Origin of the sequence: Bacillus sp. FJAT-29937 (assembly GCF_001509555.1) — a bacterium.
Lineage (GTDB): Bacteria > Bacillota > Bacilli > Bacillales > Cytobacillaceae > Cytobacillus.
On the sequence record NZ_LMAS01000002.1, the window covers coordinates 391348 to 412742 of the forward strand.

Consider the following 21395-nt stretch of genomic DNA (forward strand, 5'->3'; position numbering starts at 1 on the left):
TTGCTGAAATTGTATATGTAAATCGCTATTCCCATAGAAAGTATAACTAAATTGTCATAAAATCACAACCTTAATAAGATTGAAGCTTGACAATACAATCCATATGATGTAATACTGGAATATTTTTTGTTCCTATACGTTTTACTAATAAAAGTTAAAAATATTGCAGAAATCTGTGAAAAAAGGTAGCATGAAAAAGGGTTTATGTTTAAATATGAAGTATTCGGATTGATTGCTTCAGGCTGAGGTGATTGTAGTGATAAAGCCCATCATTGAGTTTTGTGTCAGCAATTTGGCGAGCGGATCTCAAAAGGCGCTTGAAATATTAGAGAAGGATTATGACCTCGATGTTATTGAATATGGATGTTTAGGCTATTGCGGAAAATGTGCATCTGCCTTATTTGCTCTCGTAAATGGGGAGGTAGTTACAGGGGAAACTCCTGATGAACTAGTTGAAAATATCTATCAATATTTAGAGGAAAATCCAATGTTTTAATATATTTTTTAAAAATGGGGTGATAAAAAGATTTTGCCGTTCATCATAACAAGTTTCAGCTTGTCATGAAAAGGTTGGCATTTCTTCTTATCACCCTTTTCTTAAACTTGCTTAGCAGTCTTCTGGCTGTCACGCATTTCATACCATCTCTCCCTAGCCATTTCGATAATCCCCGATTCGATCGACCGATTTTGCTGTTCAATCACCTTTGAAAAGAACTTAACAGCTTGGTCATTTCGATGAGTTCGTCTAGAAAGCTCGCCTATTAAATACATAAGCTTCACTTCAGAAACTTGTGTACCCCTAAAATCATCTGCCATATATGAATCTACATACGTTTTTACTGCCAGCTTCAAAAATCTTTGTTCCTGTTCCTCATTTTCCAGGATTCGGTAGATCCACGCTAACCTCATATACATGCCTGCAATGGTGATATGCTTCTCTTTTTTCAGCAGGCCGCAATAGACGGCTAATTTATATGTTTTGATGGCATCTCTTAATTTACGCTTCTGTCCAAGATCTTGGGGACTCCATTGGTCACAAACCTGAGCTTGTATGTCTTCAATCGTTCCGGGTGGAAAATAGGGAGAAAAATCGCTTGTTGAAGAGTATCCGCAATGAGGGCAAACTTCAACGTGATAAAGGATCGGATTGGCTTCCTCAGAGGTATATTTAGGGCAGAAATCAGTGTCATAGTTCTTTACCTTTATAAACCTAGAACGCAGTTTTTTGCTAGTAAACGATTTTTTACACATTTTACATTCGCACTTTTTGTCAAAGATGGGTTCAATTTCAATCATCGTGATTGCCTCCTAGGAAAATCGGTTCAGTTTTTCTGCAAGTTATATATACCATTATAACTAAAATTAACCTTTATTGCATGATAAAAGCACTATGTTATCTTTTTCGGAACCTTAAATGCAATTATATTTGTTAGAAACTGATTAGTTGAGGTCACGAACTGTAGTGTATATACTATTATAGAAAGAGGATGTTTTCATAGTTTATACCGTGATTAAGTTTAAATTAAGGATTTACAATCATAAATGAATTAAAGGAGTGAAGTTAAATGAGTGAAGTTGTTATTTTGACAGAAGCTGCTGCTTCGCAAATTAAAGATATGATGAAGGCTAACGAAGAGGAAACTGCCTTATTGCGGGTCTCTGTAAAAGGCGGGGGCTGCAGCGGATTATCTTATGGGATGGGTTTTGCCCATGAAGTAGAAGAAAATGATAGCCAATTCGAGCAGCATGGAATCAAAATTGTTGTTAGCAAAGAGGACGCACAGATCCTGAATGGAACAAAAATTGACTATAAGCAATCGATGATGGGCGGCGGGTTTACGATTGATAACCCGAATGCGATCGCGTCATGCGGATGCGGGTCTTCCTTCAGAACTGCCGCCGCGGCAGGTACACCAGAGGAATGTTAATAAATTAGGGTGCCCTTTAGGCACCCTTAATGGTTAGTCAAACATAGAGCTGCTGTGCATTGGCTGGATTTTAGCCTTTGGATCGATGTATGCTTTTGCATTGTTGACCGCTGTAGGAGCTTCACCAAATCCGCATGCAATTAGCTTTACTTTCCCTTCATACGTGCAAATATCTCCAGCTGCATAAATGCCTGGAATATTTGTTTCCATTTTGGAATTGACAACGATTGAGTTCTTTTCAATGGTAAGACCCCATTCTTTAATAGGGCCAAGGGAAGAAACGAATCCGTAGTTGCAGATGACTGCGTCTACATCAATTGTTTCCCTTGTCTTATCATTTGCACCTTCTAGTACTACTTGGCTTATGCCCTTGTCATCGCCGATTAATTCGGCAGGGACAAATGGTGTTTTAATATTCACTTTAGAATTGTGAAGATTTTCAACGCTATGCTCATGGGCACGGAATTTATCGCGACGATGAACGATTGTTACTTTCTCAGCAATCGGCTCTAGCATAAGCGCCCAGTCAACAGCAGAGTCCCCTCCGCCAAATACAACAACTTTTTGACGAGCGAATTGATTGAGGTCATCAATAAAATAGTGAAGGTTTTTTCCTTCATATTGTGCCGCACTTGCTAATTCAAGGCGTCGAGGTTGGAAGGCACCGTTTCCTGCCGTTATAATAACCGTTTTCGTATAATGTATTTCTTTATTCGTTGTTAGCTTAAAAAGGCCGTTTGCCTGCTTTTCAAGCTTCTCTACAGACTGTTCAAGTGCAGTTGCGGGTGCGAACTTAGCCATTTGCTCTTTCAAATTATTTATTAATTCTTGAGCGCGGACTTTTGGAAATCCTGCTACATCATATATGTACTTCTCAGGATATAGGGCTGATAATTGGCCGCCAAGCTGTGGCAAGCTTTCTATAATTTTAACAGAAGCCTGCCTCATTCCGCCGTAGAATGCAGTAAATAAACCAGCAGGACCTCCGCCAATAATCGTTATATCAAATACTCTTTGATCTTCTTTCACTACATAACCCCCCAACCATGATAGTGCAATTTCACAGTATATAATAACATATTTTTCTACAAACCTCACTTCCTTGTTAATAATATTATGAATAAACGAAACATTTAAGTAATAATTTCACCATAACGGCCCGAATTTTCCGAATATTTTCCTTTCACGTTTTTAGGCTTGAAATCCATATCAAAAAAGAATAATATGAGGGTAGATAGAATGTTAATTTTTTGTGACAAATTTCTTAATTTTTTTTGACATCTTAAGTGAATTACATCACAAACTCTTGATAACCAAAAAGTATTAAGAGTAACGTGAATCGGTAATAATAAATAAAACTTCTAAAAGGTGGAAGATATACATTGAGAAAACAAAAGATTGTCATATTAGGAGCAGGTTATGGCGGCTTAATGACAGCGACTCGGTTACAAAGGGCAATAGGGGTCAATGAAGCCGATATCGTCTTAGTTAACAAAAATGATTATCATTATGAAACAACGTGGCTGCACGAAGCATCTGCAGGAACTCTTCATCATGACCGAGTGAGATATGATATTAAAACGGTCATTGATCAAAACAAGGTTGATTTTATTAAAGATACAGCAGTAGAAGTAAAAACAGAAGAGAAAAAAGTTATTCTTGCAAATGGTGAGATTGATTATGATTATTTAGTCGTTGCTCTTGGCGGTGAATCTGAAACATTTGGCATTAAAGGCTTAAAAGAATACGCATTCTCAATTGTGAACGTGAACTCTGCACGACAAATCCGTGAACATATCGAATATCAATTTGCCATTTATAATACAGAAGCTGAGAAAAAAGATGAGCGTTTAACCATAGTTGTTGGCGGAGCTGGCTTCACTGGAATCGAATTCCTTGGTGAATTAGGAAACCGTATTCCGGAACTATGCAATGAGTATGACGTTGATTACGAAAAGGTAAAGGTCATCTGTGTGGAAGCTGCACCTATGGTTCTGCCTGGGTTTGATCCTGAGCTAGTGGAGTATGCTGTAGCTCATTTGGAGAAAAAAGGCGTTGAATTCCGCATTGGCACTGCAATTAAAGAGTGTACTCCTGATGGAATTATTGTAGGAAAAGGCGAGGAAGAAGTAGAAGAAATTAAAGCAGGTACAGTCATCTGGGCAGCTGGTGTACGCGGGAACTCACTTATTGAGAAATCAGGCTTTGAAGCCATGCGAGGCCGTGTAAAGGTTCAGCCGGATTTAAGAGCACCTGGCCATGACGATGTATTTATTATCGGGGACTGCGCGCTTGTTATTAACGAAGAAATTAATCGTCCTTACCCTCCAACTGCACAAATTGCTATGCAGCAAGGTGAGGTTTGTGCCAGAAACATTACTGCGCTTATTCGCAATAAAACGGAGCTGGAATCGTTCAAGCCAGATATTAAAGGGACTGTATGTTCTCTAGGGGAAGACGATGCAATTGGAGTTGCGTTCGGAAAGAAAATGGTTGGCACAAAAGCTTCATTCATGAAGAAAGTTATCGACAACCGTTCCCTCTATATGATTGGCGGCCCATCACTAGTTATGAAAAAAGGGAAATTTAATTTTTTATAAAATCGATTGAATGAAAAGCCTGAGGATAGCAAGTTCCTTAGGTTTTTTTTTATAAAAGTAAACGTGCAAATAAAATGATTAACGTGCATAAATCAGAGATATCGTGCAAATAAAAAAAATAACGCGCATAAAATCAAAAAGCATATAACTAAATAGGACAATTTAACCCAATATAATAATTGACTCCCAAATCTACATTAAGTACACTAATTATTGATGTGCTGAGGGAGGAACGGAATCAATGCAGATGACTATTTTCGTATTGCCAATTTCCATGCTGCTATTTTTTGTGTTGTTTTTTGGAATTGGATTTATTTTAAATATGCTGTTGAGAATGTCATGGATCATGGCAATTATCTACCCAATTGTTGCAATACTAATCATTGATAAGGTGCGTTTTATTGAGTATTTTCAAAAGACTAAAGAATCGTTTTCAAGCTTGGGAAATGAATTAGCCCAGCTCGCCACAGCGGATGTACTGATTTTGAGCAGCGGGATGGCAGGTGCCATAGTGGCAGGAATAACGATTAAAGTTCTTCGTAAAAAAGGGTATCAAATGTTTTAAAAATACTTTCTATGAGTTGGAAATCTCTGCATTTAGCGGGGATTTTTTATTTGTTAAAATTCAGGGAAAGCTTTATAAATTATAGGTTTTTTGGATCAAAAATGACCATTTTCAGACAATTTAATTTATTTTTTTGGCCCTTCCATGAATAATCTCTTGAAAGTTGGAGATGAATATTCTTGGGAGGAGTGAAATAAAAATATGAATAGAATAAAAACTTGGACAAGACGTGTAATCATGTCAACTTTATTTTTAGCAGCTTTATTAACAACCTTTCAATCCATTTCTGGAGTACATGCAAAATCAATCGTCAATTATTTTAATAGCGATGATTTTCGTCAAAGTAAGAATTCAGATGACCATCCTTTTAATCATACGTTTAAGAGTGTGGGTATCGCCTATAAATATTTAAAGCAGATTGCAAATGTAGATTTAAAAATTTCTTCTAGTCAGGCGGTATCTGGAACACCGCCAAAATTAGAGGAGGCCATTGATTGGTCACAATATCCGGTGAAACAAGTAATAGCTACAGGTTATACCGCTTTCTATGAATCAACAGGGAAAAATCCTGGCCATCCTGGATTCGGTATTACATATTCAGGCGTAAAGGTGAAAAGAGATTTATATTCAACAGTAGCAGCAGATTTAAATGTATTCCCAATTGGAACGATCATTTTTGTCCCTGATTATGGATATGGAGTCGTTGCTGATAAAGGGGGAGCAATTAAAGGAAATAAGGTTGACCTCTATTTTGAAACAGTCGATGATGTTTATAATGAATGGGGAAAAAGAACAATTGAAGTTTATGTAGTTGAAATGGGTGACGGATCTCTTACCGAAGAAGAATTACATGCTTTAAATGAAAATGAATCCATGCAGGTTTTTCGTCAGCAATATATTAAATCAGAGCGAAAATAAAAAAAACAGGCAAATCCACGGATAACGGATTTGCCTGTTTTTATATTGATTTATAAGCTTCCGGATGAATTTTTTTCGCCAGCCTAATCGCTCCTTCGATCAAACGAGGGGATGGCCTGCAGTAGAGCTCTTCCTCAAGAACTAGAATATGCTGATTTCTGACTGCGTTCAATTGATCCCAATTTGGTCTTTTCAGAACAATTTCTGGATTAACTTTTTCCTTCCGAACACCCACCCATGCAAGGCAAATATAATCGGGGTTCCGGCGATACACATCATCCCAATCAGTTTGAACACTCGCCAATTCAACATCCTTAAACAAGTTAACGGCTCCGGCAAGTTCACTTAGTTCAGTTAGCCAATTGACTTGACCTGGGGTAAAGACAGGCTTCGGCCACCATTCCCAGTAAAGAGAAGGCTTTTCCTCTATATTCGCAGCGATCTTCCTTAATTCTTCGATTTGTGAGCGGAATACCGAAGCAGCTTTTTCACCGGCCTCAGGCTGAGCTAATGCTTTCGCGGTAATCATTAAATCATTTTCAATATCTTTCAAGCTTTGTGGATTTAGAATGATATGGGGTATGTTTCTTTTCTCTAATTCTTCAATGTTTTTCTCCATGCCAGGCACACTTAAAGATGCCAGAACTAAATCTGGCTGCAGCTCTTCCACTTTATCCATATGAATCGATAAATCCGGCCCGAGCCTAGGTAAATGTTTAATTTGTTCTGGCCAGTCAGAAAAATCATCAACACCAATGAGTTGGTGAGTAAGGCCTAAATATTCAACTAGCTCTGTATTACTTGGACATATAGAAACGATTCTCAATGATTTCACCCCTTTTGGTTATATGTATCAAGAAATAATATAATGTAGAAAAAGGGTTAACAGAATGCCGGTTAAGCCTCCAAAAAAAACTTCAATTGGTTTATGCCCAAGCAATTCCTTAAGTTCCTTCCTTTTCTCTTGTTCTGCTTTTTTCTGCCAAACCTTTGCTTCTTCCACAAAACGGTTAAAATCTGACATTAATTGATTCAACACAATGGCCTGTTCCCCGGCTTGTCTGCGAACTCCAGTCGCATCAAACATAGTGATAATGGCAAATACAGCAGATATTGCAAACACTGGTGAGTTTAAACCCGTTTCCAAAGCAACACCAGTTGAAAGTGCGGTAACGGCAGCTGAATGAGAGCTTGGCATTCCGCCTGTGCTCGTAAGCAATGCCCAATTGACTTTTCGAGTAGCAATAAAGTGAATTGGGACTTTAACAAACTGGGCAAAGAAGATGGCCGCTATGGCCGACCAAAGAGGAAAATTCAATAATAAATCCATTTATTAACCACCTTTTAAACAACCGAAAGGAAATATATTTAATTCTGTCGTTTTTTTTAGAAAAATTTCGACTATTTTGCGCAGAATTAAATCCTTTTGTTAAGATGATAATAATAATTTGCTGATAGTGCAATGGTTTTAGAAGGAAAAGCAGAGGGGAATTGTATTATTTTTGTAAAATATCTCATAGGGGAGTGATTTGATTGAAGGACTACCCACTGGAATATTATGAGTTTTTTATAAAGTTTAACGAAGGGGATTACTACACTTGCCATGATCTTCTCGAGGAAATGTGGATGACCGATAAGGGGAATTTATTTTTTAAAGGGCTGCTGCAAATGAGTGTAGCGATTTATCATTATGAATACGGCAATATTAAAGGCGCCAGGCTCATGATGCAGGCGGCACATGATTATTTGCAGGATTACCGTCCAATGCACTGGGGGATCGATCTTGAATACGTCTATTTATTTATGGAAGAATGTCTTTCCCTTTTTCCAAAGGATATTGACCGTGTTCCGTTTGAAGAGGTTGAGTCTCTTCCTAAATTACCTGAGTTACTATTGTTTTTGAATGATTAGTTAGTCGAAATAATTTCCTTTTTCCGATATAATGAGAGCATTAAATATGGAGGTGGAAATATGTTTACAGTGTTAAAGGAATTAAATTTTGCAAAAGAACATGAATGCCTCATCCTTGGAATTTTTGAAAGACCCAATAAATTCGACGGTGTTCTTTCAAGCCTTGATCATGAATTTGGCGGGCAATTAACAGACCTTGTTAGAGGCGGTGATGTGACTGCCAAGAAAAAGTCCGTTTCAAAGGTACATACTTTCGGGAAAATAGGGGCAAAAAGATTATATATTGTCGGGCTTGGCAAGGAAAATGATTATAGCTTTGAAGTTTTACGTGAGGCACTTGGGAAATCATTTAAAGCTATAAAAGCAGACAAGCTACAGGACGCAGCTGTTTTCCTTTCATCATTTTCGAATGAAAACGTAGATGCAATGGATGCTGCACATGCTGTTGGTGAAGCACTTACATTATCGACTTATTCCTTCGCTGGCTATAAACAAAAATCAAATGAGCCAGAAAAATTCATTGAGCATATAACTGTCTATAGCGATTCTTTAGAAGAAGAGGAAATTAAGGCAGCTTTAACGGTCGGTTATACATATGGTAAAGGAACGAACTCAGCCCGTACACTTGTCAATCTTCCGGGAAATATGCTGACGGCTACAGATATGGCTAACTATGCTCTAGAATTGGCGGCTAAATATGATTTTGAAGCAGAGATCCTTGAAAAGGAAGATATGCTAAAGCTTGGCATGGGAGCCTTACTAGCCGTTAACCAAGGCTCTGTGGAACCTCCTAAAATGATTGTGCTGAAGTATCAAGGAAAAGAAGAATGGAAGGATGTCATTGGTTTAGTAGGAAAAGGGATTACATTCGACACTGGGGGCTACTCCATTAAGCCTAAGGATGGAATTGTTGGCATGAAGGCGGATATGGGCGGTGCAGCTGCAGTTCTTGGGGCAATGGAAGTTATTGGTGAGCTTAGACCCGAACAAAATGTAGTCGCAGTTATTCCTTCAACTGACAACATGATTAGCGGAAATGCGCTTAAGCCTGATGATGTGATCACCTCTATGAGCGGCAAAACGATTGAAGTATTGAATACAGATGCTGAAGGCCGCCTTGCATTAGCTGATGCTGTAACGTATGCAAAGTTCCATGGAGCTAACTATCTAATTGATGTTGCGACATTAACGGGAGGAGTCATTGTTGCGCTCGGAAATGAAACGACAGGCGCCTTAACGAATAATGAAGCACTATGGGAGCAGGTTCTAGAAGCATCCTATGAAGCAGGGGAGCCAATCTGGAGACTTCCTTTATTTGAAAAAGATAAACAAAGAATTAGAAGCAGTAAAATTGCCGATTTAAATAACTCTCCAGGACGAGAAGGACATGCGATTATGGGAGGCGGATTTGTTGGAGAATTTGCTGAAGGAACACCGTGGGTGCACCTTGACATTGCTGGAACAGCAACGACCCGCAAAGAACATAATCTCGGGCCATCCGGTGCAACAGGCGTAATGGTACGGACACTTGCCCTGCTTGTAGAAAGATTTGAAGTATAAGGACACAAAGGGACAAGGGAATATCCCCTTGCCCCTTAAGGTGACTGGCACCTTTGTTTTGCCCTAAAAACCGAAAAGAGATGTAATAATATTTTTTCTTTTTGCCTTCTTTTTGGGCTTCTCATTATCAAATATTAATAAGTTTTCGGCAGGCAGCTTATTTTTTAGGCTGCTCTGTTTATTTTCAAGTAATTCGATCCGTTCAGTTAAATTCTTAATAATACCCTGAAGATCTTCAATCTCACGGCGGTGCTGCAACAGCTGATAGGACACGACATCATCTGCTTTTCCGTTCACTTTCTGTTCCAGCAATTCGATTTTCTCCAGCAGCTTTTCAGTTGCTTTGTCATTGATATTTACGGTTGTTGTCAGACTTCCTCTCCGTGGCTTGCCGTCTTGAACAGTTACATTCTGCAGGATGATTCCATTACTCAGCTGATCTTGAACCTGTCTAAGCAATTGAATATCTTCCTCATTAAACCAATAATGACCAAGCTCGTTCCGATCCATTTGGAGCTCCAGCTGTCTTACCCAACGCTGTACTGTGCTTGGCGAAACCCCTAATAACTTTGCAACAGCACTTGTATTCACACTGATCCCCTCCTTCATTACTTATTTGAATTCTTCCAATAAAAATAAACTCCTTCCTGTATGACAAAACTAGTTTATTTTCGGCAAAGAAAGTGGAGATGCTACATGTTTCTATCATTCCCTATCATATTAATAAATGGAAACTTAAAGTAGGTAATAGTCAGAAAAATATAACAACTGACAAAATATTTACAAGTACTCGAATCATGTTGATTAATCTGAATTCAATTATTATACTTAAGGTGCTTATAATTTTTAGAATGTTAGGAAAGGGGAATATTTTCTATGATTATTGGGGTACCAAAAGAAATAAAAAATAATGAAAACCGTGTGGCTGCAACACCAGCAAGTGTTTATACACTTGTTAAAGCAGGTCATCAAGTTTTAGTAGAATCAGAGGCAGGTCTTGGAAGCGGATTCACAAATGAAGATTATAAAGAGGTTGGAGCAGAAATCGTTCCTACAGCTGCTGAAGCATGGGCTGCAGAAATGGTTATGAAGGTGAAAGAACCTCTTGAGTCTGAATATAAATTTTTCCGCAAAGATTTAGTATTATTCACATACCTACACCTAGCTGCAGAGCCAGAATTAGCTAAAGCTCTAGTAGATACTGGTGTTACAGCGATTGCATATGAAACAGTTGAAGTAAATCGCACATTGCCATTACTGACTCCAATGAGTGAAGTAGCTGGACGTATGGCTACTCAAATTGGAGCTCAATTCCTGCAAAAAACAAATGGCGGAAAAGGCATCCTTCTAGCAGGCGTACCAGGAGTTTCACGCGGTAAAGTTACTATCGTCGGCGGTGGAGTAGTTGGTATTAATGCAGCGAAAATGGCGATCGGACTTGGAGCTCAAGTAACGATTATTGACCTTAGCCCTGAGCGTCTTCGTCAATTAGACGACATCTTCGGCAACAGCATCCAAACATTAATGTCTAACCCATTCAATATCGCTCAAGCTGTTAAAGAAAGCGATCTTGTAGTTGGTGCTGTTCTAATTCCAGGTGCTAAAGCTCCTAAATTAGTAACAGAAGAGATGGTTAAGTCTATGGCTCCTGGTTCAGTTGTTATTGACGTGGCTGTTGACCAAGGCGGAATCTTTGAAACAGTTGACCATATTACAACTCATGATAACCCAACATATGAAAAGCATGGCGTTGTTCACTATGCTGTTGCTAATATGCCTGGTGCTGTTCCAAGAACTTCTACAATCGCACTTACAAACGTTACAATTAACTATGCACTGCAAATTGCTAACAAAGGTGTTAAGAAAGCAGTTGAAGACAACGCATCGTTAAAACTAGGTGTTAACGTTCTAAACGGAAACGTTACTTACCAAGCCGTTGCTAAAGACCTTGGTTATGAGTATGTGTCTGTTGACCAAGCATTCGAAAACTAAGAATTGATTTTTCAACTTAAGCCCTTTTAGCTTCAAGCTAGGGGCTTTTTCAATGAAATTTGACATTGCGAAGATTTATTTATATAATTTCCAAAAATAGAGTAAATACATTGACGAGGATTAGTAAAGTGTTTTTAGTTTATCCTAGAGAGGAAGCTATTTGCTGCAAGGCTTCTATAAACAACCACTTGAACCTGCCTCCGAGTACTGTATCGGATAATTATTGAAGATACAAGCGGGTTCATATCCGTTATCATGATTCGAGTGTAAAGCTATGCTTTAAATTAGGGTGGTACCGCCATGCATTGGTCCCTAATTTGAAGTATGGCTTTTTTTAATAAGGATAGGGAAACGGTTTTATTGTCCCATTAAAAGTTTAAAACCAACCCCGTGTCCTTCAAAAATTAAAAGAGGTGTAAAGAAATGGCTAAAGAATTTGTTAAAGACATTACAGCAATGGATGAAGATTTTTCTCAGTGGTACACGGATGTTGTGACGAAGGCTGATTTAATCGATTATTCAAGTGTGCGCGGATGCATGATTATGCGCCCTTACGGCTACGCTTTATGGGAAAATATTAAAAATGAATTGGATCAGCGCATTAAAGATACTGGCCATGAAAATGTGTATATGCCATTATTTATCCCAGAAAGCTTGCTTCAAAAGGAGAAAGACCATGTTGAAGGGTTTGCTCCAGAGGTAGCTTGGGTAACCCACGGGGGATCAGAGGAGCTGGCAGAACGTTTAGTTGTTCGCCCTACCTCTGAAGTTCTTTTCTGTGAGCATTATAGTAAGATTATCCACTCTTATCGTGATCTGCCAAAGTTATACAATCAATGGGCAAACGTTGTTAGATGGGAGAAAACAACAAGACCGTTCCTGCGTACAATGGAATTCCAGTGGCAAGAAGGTCATACTTGCCATGCAACAGATGAAGATGCACATGAAGAAACGAAGCAAATGCTTGATGTATATACGGATCTTTGCGAAACTGTCCTTGCTATACCAGTGGTAAGAGGCAGAAAGACTGATAAAGAAAAGTTTGCAGGAGCTAAGTTTACGTACACAATTGAAAGTTTAATGCATGATGGAAAAGCGCTGCAATCTGGAACATCTCATCATTTAGGAGATGGATTTGCTAAAGCGTTTGACATTACATATTTAGATAAAGAGGGAAAACAGCAATATGTAAATCAAACATCATGGGGATTAACGACCCGCATCATTGGAGCCATGATCATGGTCCATGGAGATGACAGAGGGCTTGTGATTCCGCCAAAAGCCGCTCCAACACAAGTAATGATTGTTCCTATTGCTCAACATAAAGAAGGCGTTCTTGATTTTGCCTATGACTTAAAAGGCAAGCTTTCTAAACTGGCACGTGTGGGCATTGATGCAAGCGACAAAAAACCAGGCTGGAAATTTAATGAGTATGAAATGAAGGGTGTTCCACTTCGTTTAGAGGTTGGCCCTAAGGATATTGAAAATAAACAAGTCGTCCTTGCCCGCCGCGACACAGGAGAAAAATTGATCGTTAGCCTGGATCAGCTAGAGACGAAGCTTACAGAAGTATTAGAAGACATTCAGCAAAATTTATATAATAAAGCAAAAGAGATGCGCGAACAAAAAACATATGTTGCGACAACATATGATGAATTTAAAGATACTTTCGCCAATAAATCAGGTTTCGTAAAAGCCATGTGGTGCGGAGAGCTTGAGTGTGAAGAAAAAATTAAAGAAGAAACAAGCGTCACTTCAAGATGTATCCCATTTGAACAAGAAGCTATTTCATCCGAGTGCGTCTGCTGCGGCCGTGAAGCGAAAGAGCTTGTTTATTGGGCGAAGGCTTACTAATTTGTAGGTGCGGCTTGTTATGGTGACCGAGCAGGAGGAAATTCGCCTGGGCCGGTCACCAAAGTGCTTGATAGGTGCCCGAGAAGGTGAAAATCGCCATCGGCCGGTCACCTTTGGCCGCGTTTATATATGTAAAAGGGTAACTCTTCCACTTAAGAGTTTTGGCCGCAACCTAATTAAAAGCCCACTCAAAAACGGCTGAACATGCATATGAAGTAGTGTAGGCAAAAATATTAGGAGGTTACCCAAATGTATTACCAACGAGGAAGACCCATTTATCATAGAGGAGACGAACGGTTCTTTGGCTTTTTATTTGGAGCCCCATTTGTTGGAGGTCTTCTAGGTGGTTTAATTGGAGGCGGGGTAGCTGGAGCTTTCCTTGCTAACCGACCGTTTTATGGAGCGCCATATCCTCCATATCCACCATACGGATTTGGATATGGTGGATATGGTGGATTTGGCCCATATGGACCACCGATGGCAGCTGGCTACCCTTTTTATTAAAAGAAATCGGCACATAGAAAAAGCTCTTCCTATATAGAGAGCTTTTTTCTTTTATTTTCGCAAAAAAAATGGTGAGTTATTTCCATCTTAACTTTAATGATAAACTGCAGCAGTCCTGCAATTGATTGACGGATTCGAAGTGTAAAACCAATCCATCTGGTGTGTAACTAACTTTAGGGATATGTTTAATTCCAGTTGATTTAATCATTATATTAACCTTTTCAAGCTTTGAAGCCTGTGCGGCACTCATTAATTCAAATGAAAAGGCTCTGGACGAAGCCATCTTTGTCAATAATAGGCTGACATCTCTCATAATATTCTCCATATCCTTTGCAGAACTCATGAAGGTCCCGGGGTCTACGGTCGGATATTGCCGATTGGACATACCGTGGAAAGGGTAATAGGGAAATTGATAAGGCGTAATATAAAATAAATTTTGTCCATAAGGAAAATGGGGAGTCATTCTAAATGGCCCCCTTTCTTTTTAATTCTGTATATGCGAAGAAAGCTTTTCCTGTGTTTCCACAAGTATTATAATAAATGGAAAACTCTGTTATATTATAGTAAAAGGCAAAAAGGGGAGAACTGAATTGAATCTGAAAAATACATTGATTGAAGCTCTAGGGATGGAAATCATTTCACTTGAAAAAGGCAAGGTTGTTGCGACAATGCCTGTTGATGAACGAACAAGACAGCCATTTGGCGTGCTGCATGGAGGTGCCTCTGTCGCTCTTGCGGAAACCGTAGCAAGCATAGGTGCTTACGAACTGGTCGATCATGAGACAGAATCTGTTGCGGGGCTTGAAATAAACGCCAACCATATAAGAGCAAAGCGGGATGGAAAGGTTACAGCCATTGCAACTGTTCTTCATCAGGGAAGAACGACAATGGTTTGGGATATCAAAATTGTTGACGAAGATGATAAACTTATTTGTGTTTCGAGATGTACAATGGCAGTTATAAAAAGGAAATAGAAAATGATAGGGCTGAATTATAGGAATTCAGCCCTTTTAATGTAGAAGTAAAGTACTTGGCATTCCTATTGATTATGAAGAAACACAATTATAAGGAGATATCAATATATGAGTATCGTAAAAGCAACCTTAGCTGACCTTGAATCCGTAACAGAGCTTTTTGATTTATACAGGATATTTTATAAGCAGGAATCAAATATCGATGGAGCAAGGGAGTTCATTCAAGAGAGGCTAGCCAAAGAGGATTCCGTCATTTTTATTGCGTTTGACGAAGAAAGTCCTGTTGGTTTTGTTCAATTATATCCGTCCTTTTCATCGGTCAGTATGAAACGACTTTGGATTTTGAATGATCTATATGTAAAAGAAGGTGGACGCGGAAAAGGCTTTGGCGAAAAATTAATGAAGAAAGCTATCGAATTTGCCGAGGACACAGAGGCTAAAGGAGTTCTGCTGGAAACTGCCGCTGATAATGTAAGTGCACAAAAGCTCTATGAAAAAGTAGGTTTTACAAAGGAAACGACTTATTTTTACTTTTATTCCGCATAAATTATTAGGGAGGGATCCAAATGAGTGCTAGCTTTCCATGTAAGTGATATTTATGGACTGTATTTCCGTTATTTGTCACATTCACAAAGGGTTTTAATACTATCTAACATATGATACAATGTAAGTAATCAAATATTGAACTACTTGGAGGAGTCTGTCACCAAGGGATATCTATGTCCTTTGGTAGCAGGCTCTTTTTGTATTTCAATAATAAAATAAGGGGGAGAAAGTTTTTGATTATTGTCTTGCAGTTAGCGATCATTTTATTTGCCGCAAAGCTTGCGGGAAGTATTAGTGTGAGGTTGGGGCAGCCTGCCGTGTTGGGAGAAATTATTGTTGGGATTTTACTAGGACCATCAGTCTTTGGATTAGTAACTGCGACAGATACTTTAGCAGCATTTAGTCAGTTAGGGGTCATCTTGTTAATGTTTATTGCAGGTTTGGAGACAGACTTGAATGAGTTCAAGCGTTCTGGGAAAGCATCAACCCTTGTAGGCTTTGGTGGAATTATTTTTCCGCTTTTCTTCGGATATGTAGCAGGGTTAATGATGGATCTTTCATCCTTCCAATCTCTGTTTTTAGGTTTAATGCTTTCAGCAACTAGTGTAAGCATCTCAGTTGTTGCTTTAAGGGAGATGAATCAATTAAAGACTCCAGAGGGTACTTCAATTTTAGGTGCGGCGGTCATTGATGATGTTGTTGTGATGATTGCGTTAGCGTTCTTAATGAGTTTTGCAGGTGGAGAAGTCAGCCTAACATCAGTTCTTTTAAAGAAAGTCCTCTTTTTTACAGGGGCTCTGCTCGTTGCATGGAAAGCTGTACCATTTATTTTAAGAACATTCTCTAAACTTAAAGTTTCAGAACCTATTATTGCAGCGGGTCTTTTTATTTGTTTTGTCTTTGCCTATACCGCTGAAATCACAGGTGTCGCAGCTATTATTGGTTCTTATATGGCGGGGCTAGCTATTAGTGTTACAGGGTTTAAGCATGAAATCTTTGAAAAAGTAGAAACAATTAGTACAGCCATATTTGTCCCTGTTTTCTTTGCATTTATTGGGATCTCTTCAGAGTTTTCAGGAGTCACTGATTATATATGGGTAATCATTTTATTAAGTATTCTAGCCATATTAACGAAATTTATTGGTGCTGGTTTAGGCGCAAAGATTGCAGGCTTTGGCTGGAGAAGTTCCATGGGAATTGGTTCCGCAATGATATCGAGGGGAGAGGTGGCACTTATAATTGCCGCTCTAGGAATTGAATCCAATTTAATCGACAAAGATTTGTTTGCTGTCATGATCGTTGTCATTCTTGTTACTACCATTGTCACGCCGCCGATGATGAAATGGTTTTTTAAAGATCCTGAGGCAGGAATGAGTGTTAATATTAGAAAGAGTGTATAAAGAAAAAAGGGACGGATGCCTTCGATAGCATCTGTCCCTTTGCTTGTTCCTAACCAAATATTAGAATGACAATAAAATAAGCGACCATCGTAATTAAACCAAGTGGAAAACCAAATCTTGCCCATTCCTTGCTCGTAATATTTAATTTTCCAGCAGAAATAATGTTCGGAATGTTTCCAGGGATAAGCATTCCACCACTAATCATCAATCCAAGTAAAATGGCTTTAATTGTTGGCTCGTCCATTGCAGGGCTAATTTCTGCCGCAGCAAGAGTTGCATTATCCAAAATAGCTGAGATCATATTGATCCAGTACAGTACATAAGGGCTCATGCCTAGTAAATATTTTTCAATGAAAGGTTCGAATCCAGCACCTAGGAAAGTTAGTCCCATTACAAAAAGGTAGATTTTAACTGCACGAATAATAATTTCTTTATAGCTTTCCTTTTCAAGGGATGCTGTTAATCCTTCAGAGTCTTTTTGTGGCTTGATTAAGACTGCTGATAGAATTCCAAAAATGATAACAGCGATAATGACATCGGCGCCAATAAGCTTAAATAAATAGAAGAATTCCTCATTTAATTTGCTGATGGCAATCGTAGAAAGTGGTTCTCCAATTGGAGTTAGTGCAGCTCCAAGACCAATGGAGAAACAGGCTAGTACAACAAGACGCACTTCTGATTTACGGTCAAGTCGAATTACACTTACGATTACAACAAGAACGATCGCTGCGATAATTGCAGTGATGACACTAGAAATTAATCCAAGAACGATCGTAACTAATGCTAAAAATAAGCGAAACGGCATCATATTACTTAATCCAAGAATCCCTTTTTCGATTGGGTTCTGGCACCATCTAAATATTAAACCAGCTACAAGTACAGCAAGAGTAATATGGATTGGATCTTCAAGAGCCTTTATTAATAATTCTCCATTCAGCACCTGGCTGATCGCTGCAGCTGCAATACCCATAATAAATAAGAAGGCTTCTAGATTATGTTCTACCTTTTTTACTGTGAATGGTAGAAATAATACTAATATTAAAACAATTGTAAGTCCTAAAATCATTGTGTATGTCAGTCCTTTTCTAATAATTTTCCGCCAAAACGGACTAACGGCCCAGATGTGAATAAAACAGAAAATTTCACCAATGGCAGTTACCATTGCATTATATCATAAATTTCAAATTTTTCTGCATGGTTTTTCAATATTCTATTATTTTTGTGAAATAGGAAAAACAACACTACTAGGATAGACTTTGCTATATCAAACAACTATTGTCTAAACGGTTAGGTTCCGCAATAATAAAGAAGTATGAAAAAGGAGATTCCTCCTAATATTGATATTTTCTAAGGATAAGCGAATGGAGAAAAAATGAAAAATACATATTTTATGAGCTATTTTCCGCTGCTTTCTATCATATTGTTCAGTCTGACTCTCTCAATAAAGGTTGAAAAAGTTCTCATTGAATTTCTTAAGAATGCTGGGATTTACACAGGTATGCTAGAGTTTTTTTCAGATGGCGGGATTAAGCTTTCACTGCTCATTCTTTTGATGCTTTTATTTTTTATGGTATTTGCTGCATTAAAGCTGATTGCAAATACGATAAACGAGTTATCTCTTTTGTTCTTTTCTAAAGACTCGGAAGGAGATAGCATAAAGCAAATTCGGAGCGGGGCTTTTATATACTTTATTGGGAGCTTTTTGTCTTTAATAAGTATGAACAGCTTTACGGGGATTGGCATTATTTTTGCAGTGACTACAGCTGTTTACTTCTTATATTTTGTGCATAAGGTCAGTTCCTCTTTATCGTATCTTGGTCTTGTTGGGCTCATCTTTTTTCAGGTGCTATTCTGGTCTAGTTTTATTTCTGGTGTTATTTATCTAGCTGTTAAGGTGTATAACAGTCTTATCGCAAGCTTACCAATCTAAAAAAGGGGCCCATAATTAATCAAGTAGGGGCCCCTTTAATATCCCGACATAATTTCCTTCCAGATGAGCTGCTGAGGGGCAGCTGATTCCACGTACGCAATATTTTCAGGTGTATCCTTACCAATCCATATCCCTGCAGTATATTGATCGGTTAAACCGATAAACCAGTAATCTTTATAATCATTCGTCGTACCCGTTTTTCCGCCTGAATATCCGGCAGATAAGTAGGCTTTACGTGCTGTACCGGAATGAACCGTTTTTTTCATTAACTGTCGCACTTTGTCGGTCGTACTCTTACTCCATACTTGAACCTTGGGATCATTCCAACTATATAGAAGCTCGCCATTCGTATTTGTTACCTTTTTAATGGCTCTAGCGGGCTGGTACAGCCCATTAGTCGCAAATACTGTATAGGCGGATGTAAGCTCAAGCGGAGTCATCCCATGTGAAAATCCCCCAATTGCTGCAGCTAGAGTATAATCCGATTTCGAAACCTTTAGGAAGTGAAAGTTTGCTAGATCTTCAAAACCATTTTTAATTCCAATAGAATCTAAGATTCTAACGGCAGGTGTATTATAAGAATGGATAAATGCTTGTTCTAACGTAACGAAACCGTATTGGCCGCCGCCATAGTTTTGCGGGCAATAACCGTTTTTGCAAAAGGAATTTGCGTTGATTTTTTTCCGTAAAGATGCATCGCTTCTTTCAAAATAAGGTGCATAGACGAGCAGTGGCTTGATTGCAGAGCCCGGTTGACGGTAGGCTTGAAATCCCCTGTTAAAATCATGTTTTTTGTATTGTTTGCCCCCTACAAGTGCAACAAGCTGATGGGCTTCATGATCTATGACTGCCGCAGCCCCCTGGATATCAGGGTAGGGCAAGTTTCGTGTGACCGCATTTTTTGCACGCTCTTGAATAGATGGATCGAGTGCCGTTTCAATAATAATGCCTGATGCCATAACTTCTTCTAGCCGATTATCGAGCTTGACTTCTAGTTCAGCACGCTCTTTCTCCGTTTTAGCTGATTGTATTTTTTCCGTAAAGCCATCCTGCTGCCCGATCAATTCCTTTAGCTCGGCTTCTGCATATGTAACATAGTCAGGAAATAAATCAGTTCGTTTTTTCATATTTAATTGTATAGGTTCGCTTTTGATTATTTCCGCTTCCTCTGATGGGATCACTCGGTGATTGCTAAGTTGGTCGATTAATCTTTTCTGTCTTTCCTTCGTCTGCTCAAAGTTTTTTACCGGATTATAAAGAGAAGGATTATTAGGAATTGCGGCCAAAAATGCAAGCTCTGCTTTCGAAAGCTCCTTCGTCTGTTTTTGAAAATAAAGCTCGGAGGCAGCTTCAATACCATAGGCTCCATTTTGAAAATAGATGGCATTCATATATAGCGTTAAAATTTCTTCCTTTGTATATTTACGTTCAATCTCATAAGAGTAAAGTAGCTCGCTTAGCTTACGGTTATAAGATTTATCATTGTTAAGAAAAAGGTTTCTCGCCAGTTGCTGCGTAATGGTACTGGCCCCTTGTTCAATCGTATTTGACTTCATATTAATCGCCAAGGCACGTCCAATCGATGTTACATCAAAGCCAACATGATCGTAAAAATGCTGATCCTCAGAAACGATAAATAATTGGATCAGAAAGGGAGGAATGTCCGCAAATTCCAGGTTTATTCGGTTAAACGGCAGATGGATTTCCGAAATAGTCGTACCATTCTGTGCCTTTATATAGGAGGTTTGCGGCAAGGATATGTCCTTAATTTTGATTTTTTCTTCTAATATATTGTGAAAGCTTTTTACCTTAGCTATTTCAGAACCAGATGCAAAAATAAGAAAAAGGAAGCATGGAACTAAGGCAATTATGATCAAATATCCAGTTAACGTACGCAATACCCCTCTTCCTTTCCGAAAGCTCTTAACTGATTTTCCAAACTCTATTCTACAGCAGAATCAAACAAATAAAAATTCATTTAAAAATGAAATTACCCAGAAAAATTAAAAAATTCCATGGTATAATAGTGGAAATGACGTGCGTTTATTTTTTCAATGAAAGAAGGTGTTAACATGGGGGAAGAGTATCGTTATTTATTTATTGACTTTGAATTTACCATGCCTGAAAAGAATGGCCGATACAAAGGCTTTTATCCAGAAATTATTGAAGCCGGAATTGTTTCAGTATCCAATGACCAAATTCTTGATCAATTTTCTTCCTTCGTTTCTCCAGTTCGCTTTCCAAAGTTATCTGAACGGTGTAAATCATTCCTTCATATCTCACAAGAGCAGGTGGACCAAGGGATTTCCTTTATGGAATTGGTCAAAAAGATGAAGGAAATGAGCGGAAACCAACCATGTCCTATTATTACGTGGGGGAATATGGATATGAGGGTTCTGCGAAATAATTGTCAACAGGTCGGCATTCCTTTTCCTTTTAAAGGGAAGGAAGTGGACTTATCAATGGAATACAAACGTTTTTTTGGTGATCAAAATCAAACCGGATTATGGAAGGCCGTCCAGGAATATGGAAAGGAAGGCACGGGAAAACATCATCGTGCTTTAGATGATGCCATGACTACTTATAATATTTTTAGATTAGTAGAAAAGGATAAGAAATACCTTGAAAAGCCTGAGCCAACCACAATTGGAGACAGGGTAGACTTTTCCAAGCTATTAAATAAATTCGCATAAAAAGCCAAATCGCATATGAA

Annotated in this window: 23 protein-coding genes and 1 other annotated feature; of the genes, 15 read left to right on the plus strand and 8 right to left on the minus strand. The window is 38.6% G+C overall.

Features of this window, described 5'->3' with window-relative positions; all coding sequences use genetic code 11:
- The first annotated feature begins 259 nt into the window (after positions 1–259).
- On the plus strand, positions 260–496 hold the full coding sequence (locus tag AR328_RS05620; protein WP_225313747.1) for a YuzB family protein: 237 nt from the start codon (positions 260–262) through the stop codon (positions 494–496).
- Positions 497–597: 101 nt separating this feature from the next.
- Here AR328_RS05620 and AR328_RS05625 read toward each other — a convergent pair whose 3' ends face one another.
- Complete coding sequence (locus AR328_RS05625; RefSeq protein WP_066291466.1) at positions 598–1296, minus strand: DUF2225 domain-containing protein; 699 nt, start codon at positions 1294–1296, stop codon at positions 598–600.
- 269 nt (positions 1297–1565) lie between these two features.
- On the opposite strand from AR328_RS05625, the gene AR328_RS05630 reads away from it, so the two are divergent.
- Positions 1566–1928 carry a HesB/IscA family protein gene (locus tag AR328_RS05630; RefSeq protein WP_066291473.1) on the plus strand — a complete coding sequence of 121 codons (363 nt, stop codon included), beginning with the start codon at positions 1566–1568 and terminating at the stop codon, positions 1926–1928.
- A gap of 33 nt (positions 1929–1961) precedes the next feature.
- Here the strand turns inward: AR328_RS05630 and AR328_RS05635 are convergent, their stop codons facing one another.
- Positions 1962–2957, minus strand: coding sequence for an NAD(P)/FAD-dependent oxidoreductase (locus tag AR328_RS05635; RefSeq protein ID WP_066291475.1), 996 nt, complete (start codon positions 2955–2957; stop codon positions 1962–1964).
- 353 nt (positions 2958–3310) lie between these two features.
- On the opposite strand from AR328_RS05635, the gene AR328_RS05640 reads away from it, so the two are divergent.
- The 3 genes from AR328_RS05640 to AR328_RS05650 all read left to right on the plus strand — a co-directional run bounded on the left by AR328_RS05640 (position 3311) and on the right by AR328_RS05650 (position 6011).
- Entirely contained in the window at positions 3311–4528 is a 1218-nt protein-coding gene (locus AR328_RS05640) for an NAD(P)/FAD-dependent oxidoreductase (RefSeq protein ID WP_066291479.1), read from the plus strand.
- 241 nt (positions 4529–4769) lie between these two features.
- On the plus strand, positions 4770–5093 hold the full coding sequence (locus AR328_RS05645) for a YuiB family protein (protein ID WP_066291482.1): 324 nt from the start codon (positions 4770–4772) through the stop codon (positions 5091–5093).
- Positions 5094–5294: 201 nt separating this feature from the next.
- Positions 5295–6011, plus strand: a complete 717-nt coding sequence (locus tag AR328_RS05650) for a 3D domain-containing protein (RefSeq protein ID WP_066291484.1) — start codon at positions 5295–5297, stop codon at positions 6009–6011.
- 40 nt (positions 6012–6051) lie between these two features.
- Here AR328_RS05650 and AR328_RS05655 read toward each other — a convergent pair whose 3' ends face one another.
- Positions 6052–6837 carry a cobalamin-binding protein gene (locus AR328_RS05655; protein ID WP_066291487.1) on the minus strand — a complete coding sequence of 262 codons (786 nt, stop codon included), beginning with the start codon at positions 6835–6837 and terminating at the stop codon, positions 6052–6054.
- Between the two features lie 27 nt (positions 6838–6864).
- Entirely contained in the window at positions 6865–7341 is a 477-nt protein-coding gene (locus AR328_RS05660; RefSeq protein ID WP_066291492.1) for a divergent PAP2 family protein, read from the minus strand.
- A 203-nt stretch (positions 7342–7544) separates the two neighbouring features.
- Between AR328_RS05660 and AR328_RS05665 the strand changes: the two genes are divergently transcribed.
- Together AR328_RS05665 and AR328_RS05670 are read left to right on the plus strand one after the other, a co-directional pair.
- Positions 7545–7922, plus strand: a complete 378-nt coding sequence (locus AR328_RS05665; protein WP_066291495.1) for a DUF309 domain-containing protein — start codon at positions 7545–7547, stop codon at positions 7920–7922.
- Positions 7923–7982: 60 nt separating this feature from the next.
- On the plus strand, positions 7983–9482 hold the full coding sequence (locus AR328_RS05670; protein ID WP_066291499.1) for a leucyl aminopeptidase: 1500 nt from the start codon (positions 7983–7985) through the stop codon (positions 9480–9482).
- Positions 9483–9545: 63 nt separating this feature from the next.
- On the opposite strand, the gene AR328_RS05675 is transcribed toward AR328_RS05670, so the two are convergent.
- Complete coding sequence (locus tag AR328_RS05675; protein ID WP_066291503.1) at positions 9546–10073, minus strand: MerR family transcriptional regulator; 528 nt, start codon at positions 10071–10073, stop codon at positions 9546–9548.
- Between the two features lie 285 nt (positions 10074–10358).
- Here AR328_RS05675 and ald point away from each other — a divergent pair, with 285 nt between their 5' ends.
- From ald to AR328_RS05695, 3 genes are all read left to right on the plus strand, one after another.
- On the plus strand, positions 10359–11474 hold the full coding sequence (gene ald / locus AR328_RS05685) for an alanine dehydrogenase (protein WP_066291510.1): 1116 nt from the start codon (positions 10359–10361) through the stop codon (positions 11472–11474).
- 101 nt (positions 11475–11575) lie between these two features.
- Positions 11576–11791 (plus strand) — a binding site (T-box leader).
- Between the two features lie 106 nt (positions 11792–11897).
- Entirely contained in the window at positions 11898–13328 is a 1431-nt protein-coding gene (gene proS, locus AR328_RS05690) for a proline--tRNA ligase (RefSeq protein WP_066291513.1), read from the plus strand.
- Between the two features lie 249 nt (positions 13329–13577).
- Entirely contained in the window at positions 13578–13832 is a 255-nt protein-coding gene (locus AR328_RS05695; protein WP_066291515.1) for a hypothetical protein, read from the plus strand.
- Positions 13833–13908: 76 nt separating this feature from the next.
- Here the strand turns inward: AR328_RS05695 and AR328_RS05700 are convergent, their stop codons facing one another.
- Positions 13909–14295: a hypothetical protein gene (locus AR328_RS05700; protein ID WP_066291516.1), complete on the minus strand. Its 387-nt coding sequence runs from the start codon at positions 14293–14295 to the stop codon at positions 13909–13911.
- A 127-nt stretch (positions 14296–14422) separates the two neighbouring features.
- Between AR328_RS05700 and AR328_RS05705 the strand changes: the two genes are divergently transcribed.
- The 3 genes from AR328_RS05705 to AR328_RS05715 all read left to right on the plus strand — a co-directional run bounded on the left by AR328_RS05705 (position 14423) and on the right by AR328_RS05715 (position 16752).
- Positions 14423–14806: a hotdog fold thioesterase gene (locus tag AR328_RS05705; RefSeq protein WP_066291523.1), complete on the plus strand. Its 384-nt coding sequence runs from the start codon at positions 14423–14425 to the stop codon at positions 14804–14806.
- A gap of 108 nt (positions 14807–14914) precedes the next feature.
- Positions 14915–15352, plus strand: a complete 438-nt coding sequence (locus tag AR328_RS05710; RefSeq protein ID WP_066291526.1) for a GNAT family N-acetyltransferase — start codon at positions 14915–14917, stop codon at positions 15350–15352.
- A 236-nt stretch (positions 15353–15588) separates the two neighbouring features.
- Positions 15589–16752, plus strand: coding sequence for a cation:proton antiporter (locus tag AR328_RS05715; RefSeq protein WP_066291954.1), 1164 nt, complete (start codon positions 15589–15591; stop codon positions 16750–16752).
- Positions 16753–16801: 49 nt separating this feature from the next.
- Here the strand turns inward: AR328_RS05715 and AR328_RS05720 are convergent, their stop codons facing one another.
- On the minus strand, positions 16802–17818 hold the full coding sequence (locus tag AR328_RS05720; RefSeq protein ID WP_066291955.1) for a DUF1646 family protein: 1017 nt from the start codon (positions 17816–17818) through the stop codon (positions 16802–16804).
- Between the two features lie 306 nt (positions 17819–18124).
- Between AR328_RS05720 and AR328_RS05725 the strand changes: the two genes are divergently transcribed.
- Positions 18125–18682: a DUF5366 family protein gene (locus tag AR328_RS05725; protein WP_066291529.1), complete on the plus strand. Its 558-nt coding sequence runs from the start codon at positions 18125–18127 to the stop codon at positions 18680–18682.
- 35 nt (positions 18683–18717) lie between these two features.
- Here AR328_RS05725 and AR328_RS05730 read toward each other — a convergent pair whose 3' ends face one another.
- Positions 18718–20580, minus strand: coding sequence for a transglycosylase domain-containing protein (locus AR328_RS05730; RefSeq protein WP_066291531.1), 1863 nt, complete (start codon positions 20578–20580; stop codon positions 18718–18720).
- Between the two features lie 174 nt (positions 20581–20754).
- On the opposite strand from AR328_RS05730, the gene kapD reads away from it, so the two are divergent.
- Positions 20755–21375 (plus strand): 3'-5' exonuclease KapD, encoded by a 621-nt coding sequence (gene kapD, locus AR328_RS05735; protein WP_066291533.1) that lies wholly within the window; start codon positions 20755–20757, stop codon positions 21373–21375.
- Positions 21376–21395 lie beyond the last annotated feature (20 nt).

What these genes read in the sequence shown, in the direction of transcription:
- AR328_RS05645 (WP_066291482.1), top strand. Translation starts at nt 4,770, where the DNA reads ATGCAGATGACTATTTTCGTATTGCCAATTTCCATGCTGCTATTTTTT.
- AR328_RS05700 (WP_066291516.1), bottom strand. Translation starts at nt 14,295, where the DNA reads ATGACTCCCCATTTTCCTTATGGACAAAATTTATTTTATATTACGCCT.
- AR328_RS05670 (WP_066291499.1), top strand. Translation starts at nt 7,983, where the DNA reads ATGTTTACAGTGTTAAAGGAATTAAATTTTGCAAAAGAACATGAATGC.
- AR328_RS05660 (WP_066291492.1), bottom strand. Translation starts at nt 7,341, where the DNA reads ATGGATTTATTATTGAATTTTCCTCTTTGGTCGGCCATAGCGGCCATC.
- proS (WP_066291513.1), top strand. Translation starts at nt 11,898, where the DNA reads ATGGCTAAAGAATTTGTTAAAGACATTACAGCAATGGATGAAGATTTT.
- AR328_RS05650 (WP_066291484.1), top strand. Translation starts at nt 5,295, where the DNA reads ATGAATAGAATAAAAACTTGGACAAGACGTGTAATCATGTCAACTTTA.
- AR328_RS05720 (WP_066291955.1), bottom strand. Translation starts at nt 17,818, where the DNA reads ATGATTTTAGGACTTACAATTGTTTTAATATTAGTATTATTTCTACCA.
- kapD (WP_066291533.1), top strand. Translation starts at nt 20,755, where the DNA reads ATGGGGGAAGAGTATCGTTATTTATTTATTGACTTTGAATTTACCATG.
- AR328_RS05710 (WP_066291526.1), top strand. Translation starts at nt 14,915, where the DNA reads ATGAGTATCGTAAAAGCAACCTTAGCTGACCTTGAATCCGTAACAGAG.
- ald (WP_066291510.1), top strand. Translation starts at nt 10,359, where the DNA reads ATGATTATTGGGGTACCAAAAGAAATAAAAAATAATGAAAACCGTGTG.
- AR328_RS05695 (WP_066291515.1), top strand. Translation starts at nt 13,578, where the DNA reads ATGTATTACCAACGAGGAAGACCCATTTATCATAGAGGAGACGAACGG.
- AR328_RS05630 (WP_066291473.1), top strand. Translation starts at nt 1,566, where the DNA reads ATGAGTGAAGTTGTTATTTTGACAGAAGCTGCTGCTTCGCAAATTAAA.
- AR328_RS05625 (WP_066291466.1), bottom strand. Translation starts at nt 1,296, where the DNA reads ATGATTGAAATTGAACCCATCTTTGACAAAAAGTGCGAATGTAAAATG.
- AR328_RS05725 (WP_066291529.1), top strand. Translation starts at nt 18,125, where the DNA reads ATGAAAAATACATATTTTATGAGCTATTTTCCGCTGCTTTCTATCATA.